The 14266-nt window shown below is 67.5% G+C and carries 12 protein-coding genes and 1 pseudogene; 9 read left to right on the forward strand and 4 right to left on the reverse strand.

Going from position 1 to position 14266, the window contains the following annotated elements; translation table 11 throughout:
* Window positions 1–43: 43 nt before the first annotated feature.
* Entirely contained in the window at window positions 44–1987 is a 1944-nt protein-coding gene (gene ggt / locus D5S18_RS00955; RefSeq protein WP_120037306.1) for a gamma-glutamyltransferase, read from the reverse strand.
* Between the two features lie 259 nt (window positions 1988–2246).
* Between ggt and D5S18_RS00960 the strand changes: the two genes are divergently transcribed.
* From D5S18_RS00960 to D5S18_RS35150, 3 genes are read left to right on the forward strand one after another with little or no spacing between them, the layout of a single operon-like run.
* Window positions 2247–3572 (forward strand): ABC transporter substrate-binding protein, encoded by a 1326-nt coding sequence (locus tag D5S18_RS00960; RefSeq protein ID WP_239003452.1) that lies wholly within the window; start codon window positions 2247–2249, stop codon window positions 3570–3572.
* On the forward strand, window positions 3569–5416 hold the full coding sequence (locus D5S18_RS00965; RefSeq protein ID WP_120036960.1) for an ABC transporter permease family protein: 1848 nt from the start codon (window positions 3569–3571) through the stop codon (window positions 5414–5416). The genes D5S18_RS00960 and D5S18_RS00965 overlap by 4 nt, the downstream gene beginning before the upstream one ends.
* Complete coding sequence (locus D5S18_RS35150) at window positions 5413–7248, forward strand: hypothetical protein (protein ID WP_162500963.1); 1836 nt, start codon at window positions 5413–5415, stop codon at window positions 7246–7248. Before D5S18_RS00965 ends, D5S18_RS35150 begins: the two co-directional genes overlap by 4 nt.
* A gap of 176 nt (window positions 7249–7424) precedes the next feature.
* Here D5S18_RS35150 and D5S18_RS00980 read toward each other — a convergent pair whose 3' ends face one another.
* Window positions 7425–8051 carry a GNAT family N-acetyltransferase gene (locus D5S18_RS00980; protein WP_120036966.1) on the reverse strand — a complete coding sequence of 209 codons (627 nt, stop codon included), beginning with the start codon at window positions 8049–8051 and terminating at the stop codon, window positions 7425–7427.
* A gap of 352 nt (window positions 8052–8403) precedes the next feature.
* Here D5S18_RS00980 and D5S18_RS00985 point away from each other — a divergent pair, with 352 nt between their 5' ends.
* From D5S18_RS00985 to D5S18_RS01005, 5 genes are all read left to right on the forward strand, one after another.
* On the forward strand, window positions 8404–9381 hold the full coding sequence (locus D5S18_RS00985) for a GlxA family transcriptional regulator (protein WP_120036968.1): 978 nt from the start codon (window positions 8404–8406) through the stop codon (window positions 9379–9381).
* 196 nt (window positions 9382–9577) lie between these two features.
* Window positions 9578–10012, forward strand: coding sequence for a VOC family protein (locus D5S18_RS00990; RefSeq protein WP_120036970.1), 435 nt, complete (start codon window positions 9578–9580; stop codon window positions 10010–10012).
* Between the two features lie 19 nt (window positions 10013–10031).
* Window positions 10032–10520, forward strand: coding sequence for a hypothetical protein (locus D5S18_RS00995; protein WP_120036972.1), 489 nt, complete (start codon window positions 10032–10034; stop codon window positions 10518–10520).
* Between the two features lie 88 nt (window positions 10521–10608).
* Window positions 10609–11814, forward strand: a complete 1206-nt coding sequence (locus D5S18_RS01000; RefSeq protein ID WP_120037308.1) for a cytochrome P450 — start codon at window positions 10609–10611, stop codon at window positions 11812–11814.
* A gap of 53 nt (window positions 11815–11867) precedes the next feature.
* Entirely contained in the window at window positions 11868–12395 is a 528-nt protein-coding gene (locus D5S18_RS01005; protein WP_120036974.1) for an NUDIX domain-containing protein, read from the forward strand.
* Here the strand turns inward: D5S18_RS01005 and D5S18_RS01010 are convergent, their stop codons facing one another.
* Window positions 12396–12746, reverse strand: coding sequence for a pentapeptide repeat-containing protein (locus D5S18_RS01010; RefSeq protein ID WP_120036976.1), 351 nt, complete (start codon window positions 12744–12746; stop codon window positions 12396–12398).
* Between the two features lie 214 nt (window positions 12747–12960).
* Window positions 12961–13260, reverse strand: a pseudogene (locus D5S18_RS36305) (ATP-binding cassette domain-containing protein); the annotation flags it as partial.
* A gap of 375 nt (window positions 13261–13635) precedes the next feature.
* Here D5S18_RS36305 and D5S18_RS01020 point away from each other — a divergent pair.
* The gene (locus D5S18_RS01020) at window positions 13636–14106 is read left to right on the forward strand and encodes an AAA family ATPase (RefSeq protein WP_120036978.1); all 471 of its coding nucleotides are present in this window, start codon (window positions 13636–13638) and stop codon (window positions 14104–14106) included.
* Window positions 14107–14266: the final 160 nt, after the last annotated feature.

Here is a 14266-nt window from a genome sequence, read left to right on the forward strand (position 1 = left end):
TCGTGGATCGACCGGCCGTTCGAGATTCGAGCAATCCCCGCGTTCAGCGCCCCGCACCCAGGACGACGCCTTCGCGCCGCGGATCCGCACCGCCGATCCAGCCCCCTGGTTCGCGCTGTAACGCGCTGAGGCCGCTCAACTGAGGGGCGACATTCACTTGGTGTCCGAGCTCGCGCAGACGGCGCACCAGCGGGTCGTGGTCGCCGCGATCCGACGGATCGATGGCCGGGTGCTCACCGCCGATTCCCGTGACGGGGGTATTGGCCGCGCCGAAGTCGACCTCGGAGACGGCCTGCTGCGGGTCCAAACCCCAATCCAACATGCCGACCAGGGTTTTCAGCACGTACTGGATGATCACCCCGCCACCCGGCGAGCCCGCGACATGGGTGAGCTCACCGCGCGAACCGTCGGCGGCGCGGGCGAAGATCAGGGTGGGGCTCATGGAACTGCGCGGACGCTTACCCGGTTGGAGCCGGTTGGCCAGCGGGGTTCCGTCGGGGGCGTGCGGGTCGGCCGAGAAGTCGGTGAGCTGATTGTTGAGCAGGAAGCCGTCGACCATATGCATGGAGCCGAACGCGGATTCGACGGTGGTGGTCATGGCCGCGGCATTGCCGTAGCGGTCGACCACCGAGATGTGGCTGGTGCCGTGCTCGGGCTGTTGGGGACCGACACCGAGTGGCGACGGTCCGAATTCGCCCGCGCGGGCGGTGCCCATGCTGTGCGCGGGATCAATCAGTTTGGCGCGGCGGGCCAGATAGTCCGGATTCAGCAGGGTCTGCGGCGAGTTACCGGGCAGCGGCACGAAATCCGGGTCGCCAACGTAGCGGTCGCGGTCCGCGTAGGCCAAGCGCTCGGCCTCCGAGATCAGGTGCACCGCCTCGGGATTGGGGCGACCGCCATTGCGGTCCGCCGCCTCGGGGCGCAGCGCGGCGAGATCGAAGTGCGACAGGATGCCCAGTGTGGCCGCGACGGTGATCCCGCCGGAGGACGGCGTCGGCATACCGCAGATCTGGTGACCGCGATAGTCGGTGCACAGGGCCTCGCGCTTCTTGGCCTGGTAGCCCGCGAGATCGGCGAGGGTCAACTGTCCGGGGGTCCGACCGCCGGAGGCGGTGTTCGCCGCGTCGACGATGTCGTGGGCGATCGCGCCGCTGTAGAACGCGCCGACGCCGTCGGTGGCGATCGCGCCCAGCGTCTTCGACAGCGCCGGGTTGACGAGGGTGACGCCGACCTTCTTCGGCGAACCGTCGGGTTGGAAGTAGAGCGCGCGGGCCGCGTCGTCAACGGACAATTCCTTGGCCGAGTCGGCGATTTGGGCGGCCAGGCGCGGGCTGATGGCGAAACCCTGATCGGCCAGGGCTATCGCGGGGTTGAACAGATCACGCCATTTTTCCCGGCCGTGTTCGCGGTGGGCCGTCTCCAACATGCGCAGCACACCGGGCACACCGATCGAGCGACCGCTCGCTCGGGTATTGGGCGCGGGTTCGGTGCGATCGGTGTCCGACTTCCACCGCAGATAGTTCTCGGTCGCCGCAGCGGGGGCCACCTCGCGACCGTCGTATGCCTCGACGGATTTACGCGTCGCGTCGTAGTACATCAGGAATGCGCCGCCGCCGAGGCCGGAGGACTGTGGCTCCACCTGTCCGAGCATCAACTGCGCGACGACCAGGGCGTCGGCCGCGGTGCCGCCCGCGCTGAGCACCCGGCAGGCCGCCTCGGTGGCAATGGGATTCGCGGTCGACACCGCGAACGCGCCGGTATGCACCGCCGCCATGCCGGCGCGGTATCCGGTGGCGATCTCCGGGTTGGTGCTCAGATTCCCGATGGCGCCGACCTGCGGCGGCGGCGCGGCTGTCGGTGTGCCGCTCGCGGGCGTCACACAGTCCGCCGCTGCAGGCGCACCTTTGTCCGCGCACGCCGTCAGCAACCCCGGCACCAGCAGCGATACTGCCGCCGCGCGCCACCACACCTGTCGTCCGCGTCGCATCAGGGCACCGTATCCACCGTGCCCGATCCTTCCCGGCACTGGCAATGTCGCGCGGCTATCGCCGAATGCGGTGCGGCCCATGGAAATCGGGGGTATGCCCAGCGCAGACGCTGTCCGGTCGCCAAGACCACCGTCCCGTACGATCGACCAACTCGAACGATCCGCGGCGACGCATATTCCGCCGAGAATTCGCCCCCGGCGGGGTAAACTCGCCCTCGCGACGGAAATGGATTACCGCACAAATATTTTCGGGGGTGCTGTGGTCGCGAGGAGGGCAATACTGCGGGCAGGCTTGGCGCTGCCCCTGGTTTCGGCCTGCGGCGTGCTCTCGGGCGACGAGCGCAAAGTCCGAATCGCGGTGCCGTGGAGCGGTTTCGAATTGTCCGCTTTCCGAAAGGTGCTGCGGGACCGCGAAATCGAGGGCGCGGTCGAACTGCTACCACTCGGCGACGATATCGGGATCGCGCTGGGTGCGCGCGGCCGCTCGGCCCCGGATATCGTGCTGCTGCCCGAGGCGGGCCGGGTCGCGGAGTTGGCGGAGGAAGGGCTGCGTCCCCTGGACGAGAGCCTATGGGTCGATGCCGATGGTTGGCGGTACGCTCCCGAATGGCAACAATTGCTGTGGCGCAATGGACGTCCCTACGGTGTGCCGTTCAAGGCCGCCAATAAATCCCTGGTCTGGTACGACCGCTACGCATTCGGCAAGGAGCCCGGTGACGAGCCCCGCTCCTGGACGCTGTCGGAATGGCCGCAGCGCATGGAGGAGGATTTCTCCGGACCCGATCGACCGAATCTGCTCGCGCTCGGCGCGGCCGACGGCTGGGTGCTGGCGAATATGTTCGAGAACGTCCTTTTCGACGTATCCCTCTGGGAGAATGGCACACCTTGGGATTACCAGGATTTGGCAGGCCCCGGCGGCGGCGTGCGCTGGACGCGCCAGTGGGATCGCGATGCGGTGCGCGCCACGCTCACCGTACTCGGCCGAATATGGGGCAATAAGTTCGCATTTCCCGGCGGCGTCGCCGCGACGCTCACCCGTCAATACCCGGATGCGGTGCGCGATGTATTCGAACATCGCCGCGCCGCCATGGTCGTCGCCCCCGATTTCGCCGAACCGGTGGTGCGCCGCAGCCTGGCGCGCGCGGGTCGCCCGGCGGACGCGGTCGGCGTCATGCGCTTTCCCCCCGCGGTGCCGGGCGGGCACCGTCCGCTGATCGCGGGCGGCGATGTCATCGTGCTCACCGCAGGGGCGAAAAGCGCGGCCACACAGGTGGTCTCGGCGCTGGCGGATCCGGCGGCGCCGCTCACCTGGATCCGGGACAATGGCGGCTTCCTCGCCCCCAATCGCCGCACCCCGATCCGCTCCTCGGAGCTGCTGCGCGCGCTCGAACCGACGGCCTGGATCGATTCCTGGACCGAATTCGACCTGGCCGACCTGGTGGGCACGGTCGGCCGCCGCGATGGACTGTGGCGCATCCTCACCGAATTCCTCATCGCCGTCGGCGACGGCAAGGTGGACCGGCTGCGCGAGCAGACCGAGCGCGCCGTCGCCGCGCTGGCCCGATTCGAGCGGAAAACACCGTGACCCCAGTCGAATTCGAGGCGGGTGGCCTCATCATCGAGCTCGCGCCCAGGCGCATGAGCGGCCCTTTGGTGCCGGGGTGGAACCTGTGGGGCAGGCTCGTCTGGGTGCTGCTGCTGCCCGCCGCCGCGCTCACGGCCGTACTGGTCGTGCCCGCCGCGGCCACCGTGGTCGAGGCGGCGCGAGCGCGCTGGGTGGTGGTGCTGTGGTGCGCGGTCGTACTCGCGGCCGCGGTGGTGGCGCGCGGGTTGTGGTCTCGGTACGCGGCACAAATCCTGCGGCACAAGGCGATCGCGGTCGGTCTGTTCTCGCTGCCGGGCGTGGTCGCGATCGGCACACTGGCCGCGATCCTGGGCGCGGACGGGTTCCTCGCCTATGCCCGCACCACTGCGGGCGTCGTGGTCGCGGTCGCCGTCCTCGGTCTCGCCCTGCTGGCGGCCCGCAGGCTACGGCGGACCTGGATTCCCTGGTGGCCCTTGATCGTTCCGTTCGGCGTCGCCGCCTTCGTGGCGGGCCTGGCCTTCCGGCTGATCTTCGAACTGCCCATCGATGTCGCGAATGATATTGTCGCGCAGAATTTCCGGGTCCAGGCGCAGTGGTTGCTGTACGCGATCCTGCTCGGCGCGGCCTTCGGTTGGACCTGGGCGGGCGCGCTTTTCGTGCTGCTGCGCACCGCCATCGGCGAGATCGAGGCCGACCCGGTCCAGTCGGCGCACGTGCGCGGCCCCGACGGCCGACCCACCCTGCGCGGCCTGTATACCCTGCTGCGGCCGATGCTCTGGGTATTCGGCCTGGTCGTCGGGGTGGCCGCGGCGCGGCTGTTCGACGTGGTGCTGATCGCGGTGCCCGGCTCTCGCCAATACGTGCTCGACAGTGCGACGGTGCATTGGTGGCGGATGACCACCGATGGCGCGGATCCCGGTGCGGCGGCGGCCTTCTCGCTGCCCTTGGCGGTGCTGATCGGGGTGGCGGCCTGGCTGTCGCAGTCGCCGGGACGCGGCGCCGCGCGACCCGAACCGCTCACCCGCCCGGTGCCGGTGCGCATCCGACTCGAACCGACCGCCTCCCGCGCCGGTCGACTGCTTTCCGGCGCGCGGCCGCTGCTGCGCGTCACCCTGGTCGCGCTGGCTTTCCTGGCCCCGATCGTGGTCCTCGTCGTGGTCGGCTGGATCGGATTCGATGGTTCGGCCTTCGACGGTCCGTTCGCGATCTGGCACGACCAGGAGATCTGGCGCTCGCTGCGCAAGACTGCCGTCGTGGCCGTCATAGCGACCTGCCTGCTGCTCACCGCCGCACTGCCCGCCGCCTACTACACGGCCGCGCTGCGGCCCGAACACACGCCGGCCCGCATCGCGGTGACCTTCCTGATCGTGCTGACCGTACTGCCCGCACAGCTGTACGTCGGCCCCATCCACACCGCCATCGAACATCTCGGACTCACCGGAACCTCGTTGCCGCTCATCGTGACCCACGCGGCCATCGGCCTGCCGATCTCCACCCTCATCCTGCGCGGCGCGCTGCTCGCCCCCGCCGCCACCGCCGAACCGGAGGCCCCGCGCGGGCGCGCGCTGCGGCGCATCAGGACGACGGCGGCGCGCGCGGTGGGTGCGGTGGCCGTGCTGGAGTTGGTGCAGGTGTGGAACGACTTCTTCGTCGGGCTGCTCGTGAGCGGGGCCGATCTCAGCCCGTGGTCGCTGCTGCTGTGGGGTGAGGCCCGCCAATTCAACGAGGGCGCGGCGCATTTGGCCGCCGGTGCGCTGCTGTGTGCCGCGCCGCCGGTGCTGTTGGTGCTGCTCACCTGGCGGCGCCTGCTGGTGCCCGGACTCACCGGAGGGGTGCTGCGATGAGCCACGGCGCTCGCTCGGCCGACGAACCCGCCGTCGCCGTCCTCGCCAAATCCACGCTGTGGCAGGGGTTTCTGGGTGGTGCGTGGGTCATCTCCACCTCGATGCTGCTGGAGATCACCGCCAAACTACTGGAGATCTGGATCGGGGAGAATCACCTGCTCGCCCCGATCTCCGGATGGTTGACCGGGGTCGCGGTCCTGATTGTGGCGCTGGCGGCCGGATATGTGCTGTGGGGCAAGGCCGTGGCGCTGCGGCGGCGCGCCGAACTGCTGCGGACCGTGCGGTCGACCGCCGACCTCGTACCGCTCGGTTCGCTCAATACCGCCCCGGTGCGCGAGGATCCGCCGGATTTGCGGATCGATCCCGACCTCCCCCGCGATCCGATCGCCGCGATCCTGCGCGAAATACCGTGGCGCACCTATGAGATCGCCGCGCTGTACGACGTGCTGACCGCCGTGGTATCGGCGACGACCCGGATTCCCGGCGCGCGGATCGAATCGCGCACACCGGGCGCGGTCATCGCCCAACTTATCTATCAGGGTGTCCTAGCCAACGGCACACAGGATCGCGTCACATTGATCGCCGCGCCATCGGAACCGGGACCGGCCGAGGTGCGCGCCGATCCCGCATGGTCGGCGGCGCTGCCCGCACTGGTGCGCCACTACGCGCGGCTCGCAGGCCAGTGGACCATCGCGCTCGACGCGGCCGCCCTCAGCGCGGGCGCGCAACGGTGGTTCGCCGCCGAGGCCGACGGATTGCGCGATCTCGTCCTCGTCCTCGCCGCCCCCGGAGCCGGAACCGGAGCCGGAGCCGGAGCCGGAGCCGGAGCCGGAGCCGGAGCCGGAGCCGGAGCCGGAGCCGGAGCCGGAGCCGGAGCCGGAGCCGGAGCCGGAGCCGGAGCCGGAGCCGGAGCCGGAGCCGACGAGACACAACCACTCGAGCCCGACGAGACGCAACCACTGGATTCCGACGAGGTCCGCCCGCTCGTCCCCGATTTGGCGGTACTGGCCGACGCTTTGGACCGCTGGTCCGCGCGACTAGGCCGCGAACCGGATACAGAACTGACACAAGCTGTTTCGAGGCTGACCGCAGATCCGGAGTTCGCGATCGAGCACGAATTGGCCGAGATCAGGGCAGGCGCGCCTGCCCTGCGGTCGCGAGTCGCACCGCTGCACCGCTACGCCGCGGCCCTGCGTGCCCGCCGCACCCACCGCGAGGCGCTGCGACTGTCCGAACCCAATCCCGATGCGGCGCAACGCCTGCTGGACCAGGCGTGGCGGCAATCGCCCCGCGCCGATATCGCGGGCCGGATGTGCGTACTCATCGACCTCGCCGTGCTCCATCTACGCGGCATGCGCCTCGACGCCGCGCTGCACTGCCTGCGTTCGGCCGAGGAGTTGACCGCCGACGGGCGCGACCCGGCGGGCCGTGCCCGTATGTACGAGACTGCCGCCGCCCTGTTCTGGACCCGAGGCGAACACCGCCGCGCGCTGCGCCACTGGCAGTCCGCCCTCGTCGGCTACCGCGATCTGGACCACGCCCTCGGCATCTCCCGCTGCCTGCAGCATCTCGCCGGCGCAGCACTCATCGACACGTCATATGGCGGCCTGCTTCTCGACGGCACATCGAACCTGACGCACACCGAGGTGCTGCGGCAGATCACCGGCTGGCTGGCCGAGGCGCTGCGATTGCGCCCTGACGTCCCGCGCGATGGCGAGCTGCTCGCCGAGCGCTACCTCGCGGACGCCAACCGCAGACTCGCCGCTCCTTCTCCCCAGCCCCGGCAGGCGCTCACCGCCATCGATCGCTGGCCGCTCCCGCATACTCGATGAGTTCGAACCGAATCACGTTCGCGCCAAGCATGCCGACAGAACTGTCCGCTACGCGCCTACGCAACGGCCGGAAATGGCGAATATGTCGCCTCTCTTGCCTCATCGTGCCCAATATTGCATTTTTCTCCGAAATGGCAGTTCGGGATCCTCGCGCGGTGCGCGGTCGCGCTGCGGCATCAGATGGATAAACTCAGCACCCGCTGGTAGGCGGGAATCCCGGCCTGCGCCAGAGGTTCGGGCACGTCATCCAACCCGCCGGAGACGAAGCGCATCTTCTGTTCGTACCACTGCTGACCCGTCGAGCCTTCGGTGGTGTACAGCCACACTCTGGTCACACACATATTCGAGAGTTCGTTCAGTACGCGGTTCATCAACCGCTGTCCGATTCCGCGACCATGCCAGCCGGGCAGGACATAGACGGCGGCGATGTATGCGGTGCCGTTGTCCGGTGGCTCATGGTTGATGTAGCCGACGACAGCACCCCGTGATGTCCGCGCGACATAGATGGCCTCGCCGCTCGCGATCGCCCGCGCGCATCCGACAACTCTGCGCGGGCCGAGGGATCTCAACAAGAGGGTGCGCACATGCTCGTCGCGGTCGAGATGCCGAAATGCCTCGCGGCTGCCGAGCACGTAGGCGCGCACGATACCCGCGACATCGCAGGCACGTGCGCGTTCGATCCGGACGCGCGCATCCCCTTCGGGAAAGTCGCCGGGGAGATCGTCGAAATAGGTTTCGGGTAGATGTTTATTGGGCGCGGTATCCGATCCACTGGCGACGGTCACTGGCTCGGCGCTGCGCATTGTCACCTCTCGAACACGGTTTTGAGATTTCCTTCAGTATCATTCATTCCCGGCCGGGGGAATCGAAGAGAAAGCCGATTCGACAGTCGTTATCCCGCGTAGCGACCGCCGGGACGAAGATTGGCAACGCTGGGAACATTGCCTACCCAACCAAAGCGTTCGATCGAGTAGCGTTCGCCCGCGGTGATATTGCCCGGGCGAGCCGCTTCGGCCTCCGGCCCGCCCGGAACTGCGGCAGGCCACCCTGCCGATCAGCCGGCCACGTAGGCGATATCCGGCCGGCAGTCAACGATCCGGCAACGTTTCGCCACAACCCCCTGTCGCAAACACGCGATTAAGTACTCTTTGCGACATGGACGTCGCCGTTTTCGCAGTCAACGGGGTGGCCGATTTCGGTCTCTCCGCCGTCCTGGAAGCCTTCAGCACCGCCAACGGTGTGCGCGACCAGATCGAGAATCCGCCGGAGCCGTGGCGGGTGCGGGTGGTCGCGCTGGGCGACAGCGTCGAATCCGGGCGGGGGCATGTCATACCGACCACGCCTCTGGCGGATTTTCAGCGCACCGTCGACCTGGTGATCGTGCCCGCGGTGCAGGTTCTGCAGGCCGATGCGCTGGTCGAGTTGGTGTCGGATCCGTCGTCGCGTCCGGTGCTCGATCGCATCGCGGGTTTGAGTCGTGCGGGCGCGAGTTTGGCGGCGGCCTGTACGGGGACCTTCTTCCTCGCCGAATCCGGTGTGCTGGACGGTCTTTGCGCGACGACGAGTTGGTGGCTCGGTCCCACCTTCCGGCGGCGCTATCCGCGGGTGGCCGTCGAGGAGGGGCGTGCGCTGTGTCGGGCCGGTCGGGTCACCACCGCGGGGGCGGCGCTGCTGCATCTGGATCTCGCGCTCTCGCTCATCGCCGCCCGCAGCCCGGCGCTGGCCGAGCTGACCTCGCGCTACATGGCGGCGGGCAGCAGCAGGACACAGAGTGAGTACGCGATCCCGGAAGTGCTGGCGCGCGGCGATTCCCTGGTGGCCACCTTCGAACGTTGGGTGCGCGACCACATGGCCGACCAGTTCCAGATCACCGCCGCCGCCCGTTCGCTCGGTATCACCGCACGCAGTCTGCAACGCGCGACCAGGGCGGAGATCGGCATGTCGCCGCGCGATTTCGTGGACGAGATCCGGTTGCAGCGCGCCACCCAGTTGCTGCGCACGACGCCGCTCACCGTCGAGGCCGTCGCCACCAAGGTCGGCTATCTCAACGCGGGCACATTGCGCTCGCTGTTCCGGCGACGTCGCGGCCGGACCATTGCCGAGGTGCGCGCCTCGATGCTGTCGTGGGAGTAGGGACCGACGCGCGTCCAGCGGACTTGACGGAATGTCGCGAACGGCACCCAAAGTGTCGTTCGCGACACTCGGGTCGCGTCGAGCGGCGTCGTAATCTACGGGGACAGCCGACGCACGGGTCAGCGGGACTCGCTGCGACGGCACCCTCGGCGTCGGTCCGACGTCGTCTTCCGCCTCGGAGAGTTCGGAGTTGTCCATGGCCCTCGTCGCCACCGCAGGCATCCACCACGTTCGACTGACCGTCACCGATATCGATCGGTCCCGCCGCTTCTACCACGATGTGCTCGGACTCGCGATCGCGGCCGAATCGGCGGGCGACCCCGGCAACGAAGCGGTGCGCAACGATCCCGAACAGCTCTACGGCGGCGTCGTCTTCCAGATCGGTGACATGCTGCTGGGACTGCGCCCGGTAGCCCCGGCGGGCGACCGCTTCGACTCCGCCCGCGTCGGACTCGACCATCTGAGCTTCTCGGTCGACTCCGAGGCCGAATTGCACAGCGTCGCAGCGCGTTTGGCTGCCGCCGAGATCGAACACGGCGCGGTGACGCCACTGCCGCAGTTCGGTATCACCATTCTCTCGTTCAGCGATCCCGACGGCATTCACCTCGAACTGTCCGCACCGCTGCGATGACCTCACGATCGGAGCGGGCATGAGACTGCGCACCCGGCATTGCCGGATCTTCGAATACACGGTGCTCGCGGGCACCCCGGACGCGATCGACCTCGAACCGGCCGATATCGGTGTGCGCCATCCCTTCTTCGACTGCCTGCTGCTGACCGTCGGCGTCGAGCACGACAATCCTCGGGTCGCCGAGATCGCCGTGCCGGTGGTGCGCCGCATCGTGGCCCGCGCGGGCGCGTGGCAGATCGTGGTCAACGGTTTCCTCGACGCCGCCGAACGGGACGTCGAGAATCGCGCCGACGCCCGCGCCATCCTGTCCGAACTGAGCGAACGCCTCGAGGAGCGCGGCGAACTGGTTCACCTCATGCCCTTCGGCTGGGTCAATACCTGGTACGCGGACCTGCTGGACACCGCCGATACCGAGATCTCCATCCATGTACCGCTATTCGACGACACATACCCCAACGTCCCGCTCTCGCGAACCTGCCCGACCCCCTCCGTCCGATCCCGACATTGATCGCATGACCCACACGCCTTGCGTGTACGTATACATCTACTTATAGTGTGCTTATCCGCAGTCGTATACGTATATCCGAGGAATGGGTATGAGTGAATCCCTGCACACCGTCACCACGATGCCGACGGCGCGCCAATCCGGTTGTCCCTTCGATCCGCCCGCCGAACTGCTGCAGGCCCGCACCCACGGACCCATCAGCCGCTACCCCTTCCCCGGCAATCACCCCGGCTGGCTCGTCACGGGATACGACCTGGCCAGAGCGGTGCTGGCCGATTCGCGATTCAGCTCGCGCAAGGAACTGATGCGCCACCCGAGCATCGACGTCACCGGGATCGAGATCCCGCCCGCGCCGCCCGGCGAATTCCTGATAATGGACGAACCGCAGCACAGTCGCTACCGCAAACCGCTGGTCGGCAAGTTCACCGTGCGGCGGATGCGCCAACTCACCGAACGCATTCGGCAGATCACCGACGAGCACCTGGACGCCATGGCGGCGGCAGGCCCGCCCGTCGACCTGGTGAGCGCCTTCGCCAAACCCATTCCGACCATTGTGATCTGCGAACTGCTCGGCGTGCGGCACGAGAACCGCGAGCACTTCCACGAGTGGGCCGAAATACTCCTCGGCGGCGAGGCGAGCAATGACGAACAGATGACGGCCTACTTCGCCATCAATGACTACCTCGCGGAACTGGTCGCCGCCAAACGCGCGCAGCCCACCGACGACATCCTCAGCGACCTCACCGACACCGATCTGTCCGATGAGGAACTGCGCGGCATCGGTCTGCTCCTGCTGGTAGCGGGCCTGGACACCACGGCGAGCACGCTTTCGCTCGGCACCTTCGCCCTGCTGCGCAACCCGAAGCAACTCCACGCGCTGCGCACCGATCCCGACCTCATCGATCAGGCCGTTGAGGAAATCCTGCGGTATCTGAGCGTGGCCAAGACCTTCATGCGAACCGCGCTCGAGGATGTCGAACTGGGTGGCCATCCAATCAAGGCGGGCGACACGGTCATGGTCTCCTACAACACCGCCAACCGCGACCCCGACCGCTTCACCGACCCCAATGTGCTCGATCTGTCCCGCAGCGAGGCCAGGCATTTGGCCTTCGGCCACGGCATCCACCAGTGCCTGGGCCAGCAGTTGGCCCGCGTCGAACTGCGCACCGCCTTCCCGGCGCTGTTCGAGCGTTTCCCCACCCTGCGCTTGGCCGTCGAGCCCGAAGAGGTCCAGTTGCGCTCGGAATCCGCTGATATCTATGGCGCGAAGAGTCTGCCGGTCACCTGGGACGTATAGCGAACCGCCGTGTCTACCCGCCCCGAGACGGGACTGCGGCATGATCCCTGCGTATGGAGACGCTGAAAAGTCGTGCCGTTTACGACAATCCGTGGATGCGGGTGCGGGAGGACACGGTGCGCCGGGCCGATGGCGGTACCGGGATCTACGGTGTCGTCGACCGGGTCGACTTCGCGTTGATCATCCCGCTCGACGGTGACCGGCTGCATCTGGTGGAGCAGTTCCGGTATCCGGTGCGGCGACGCTGTTGGGAATTCCCCGCGGGCACACCACCGCCCGGCACCCATGACGATCCGCTGCGGTTGGCGCATCGGGAGTTGCGGGAGGAGACCGGGCTGCGCGCCGCGACCATGACCCCGCTGGGCGCCTTCGATGCCGCGCCGGGGATGACCGCGCAGCGCGGATATGTCTACCTGGCCACGAATCTCACCGAGGGAGCACCGCATCGGGAGGTGGAGGAGCAGGATATGCGCTCGGCCTGGTTCTCCCGCGCGACCGTGGAGACCATGATCAGCACCGGCGAGATCAGCGCCGCGAGCTCCCTGGCCGCCTACACCCTGCTGCTACTGCACGAGCGTTGATCACAGCACGTTCATGCCCAGGGCGCGGCAGATTTCGGCCGCCTGTTCCGGAGATATTGTCGCGCCACGCAATTGGCGCGGTGCGTTGGTGCTGATACCGCCGAGGTCGGCCCCGCGCAGATCGGCCCCTTGCAATCGCGTCTCGGAGAGTTCGACTCCGCGCAGGACGCAGTCCTCGAAAACCGCGTCGCGCAGGTCGGTTCGGTGGAGGTCGGCCTCGGTGAGGTCGGAGCCGGTGATGCGCAGCCCGCGCAGCCTGGCCTCGGCGAGGTTGGCCAGATGCAGATTGCAGTCCTCGATGGTGAAGGTCATGGCCAGTCCGCGCAGCGAGGTCAGATCGACGCCGACCATCCGGCAGCCGACGAAACGCGCGTCCGCCGGCAGGGCATCGTTGAATCGGGCCTTCCTCGGCGATGCGGTTTCCGACCAGCACCACGATCAGGTCGGCCATGCGGACCGCGGAGAACCGGTGCGAGATGAGAATCGTGGTGACACCGGCGGTTTCGGCGAGCAGCCGGGAGAACACCGTGGTCTCGCCCACCACATCCAGATTGGCCGTCGGCTCGTCGAGGATGACCAGCCGCGCGCCCGACCGGACACCGCAGAGCACGCGCGCCAGGGCCACCCGCTGCCACTGTCCGCCGGACAGCTCCGTGCCACCGGCGTAGCCCTTGGCCATCGGGGTGTCGAGATCGGTCAGGAAGTCCGCGCCCGCGTCCCGCAGCGCGGCCCGCACCTGTTCGTCGTCGCAGCGGCCCGCCGGGTCGACATTCTCGCGCGGGCTGCGGTCGAAATGGGCGAAATCCTGGAATACTGCGGCGATTCGGCCACTCCAGGCGTCCAGGTCGAAACACGAGTTCGGCATTTACCCGATCAATGCCATTCGCTATTGCCTGGAAGTCGCAGATTTCTATCGACGCCTGCGCGAAACCCAACCGGTCGACAAGGCAACGATCCGCCGACAGGAAAGGCAGTTGTCCACCGTCCATCGGGATACGCTGCGCACACTGCATCGACAGGAACTCGGGCGAATATTCGGCAGTGCCGATATCCCGGAGATCGTCGGCACCGAATACCACTACACTCACGCATTCCAGGCCGAATACGAGAGTCCCTACTCGGATGCGCACCTTCCATGCTTCCGGGATGGATGTCCTGGCCCTGGGGAATTTCGTCGTCCGAAAATCCCGGATGCGCTAGCGAATTCCGGGACAACCGGGACGAATGCTAGGCTCTGCGAATGCCGAAAGTACTGGTCACAGGAATGTCGGGAACAGGAAAGTCGACCGTTCTGGAAAAGCTCGGTGAAAATGGTCATCGCGTGGTCGACACCGATACCGACGCGTGGTGCCGATGGGTCACCGAGGACGACGGCGACACCGATTGGATTTGGCGCGAGGACGCGATCACCGAACTACTCGACGGGCATCGCGAAGGAAAGCTTTTCGTCTCCGGCTGCAAATCCAATCAATACAAATTCTATAAGTCCTTCGATCACGTGGTCCTGTTGAGCGCTCCGGAGCAGGTCATGCTGGAGCGCATCGCGCAGCGCAGCAACAACCCCTACGGCAAGAGCAAGCAGGAGCGCGAAATGATTCTCGAACACCGCGCCCTGGTCGAACCGCTGCTGCGCCGGGCCGCCACCGTCGAGATCGACACCTCCGTCCCGGTGGACGAGGTGGTGCGTCAACTGGAGCAACTCACGGCGTGATCCGCGCGCCGAGACAGTGAGGTCGAGATGGATCTGGAACAGGTCGAATTCCGCGGACACCGCATCCAGGTCGTGCGCCACCGCGACCGCCCCGTCCAGATTCCCCAACACTCGATATCCACTGTCCACCAACGCCTTCCGATCCTCGGCGATGAACCGG

It is taken from the genome of Nocardia panacis (genome assembly GCF_003598715.1).
Classification (GTDB): domain Bacteria; phylum Actinomycetota; class Actinomycetes; order Mycobacteriales; family Mycobacteriaceae; genus Nocardia; species Nocardia panacis.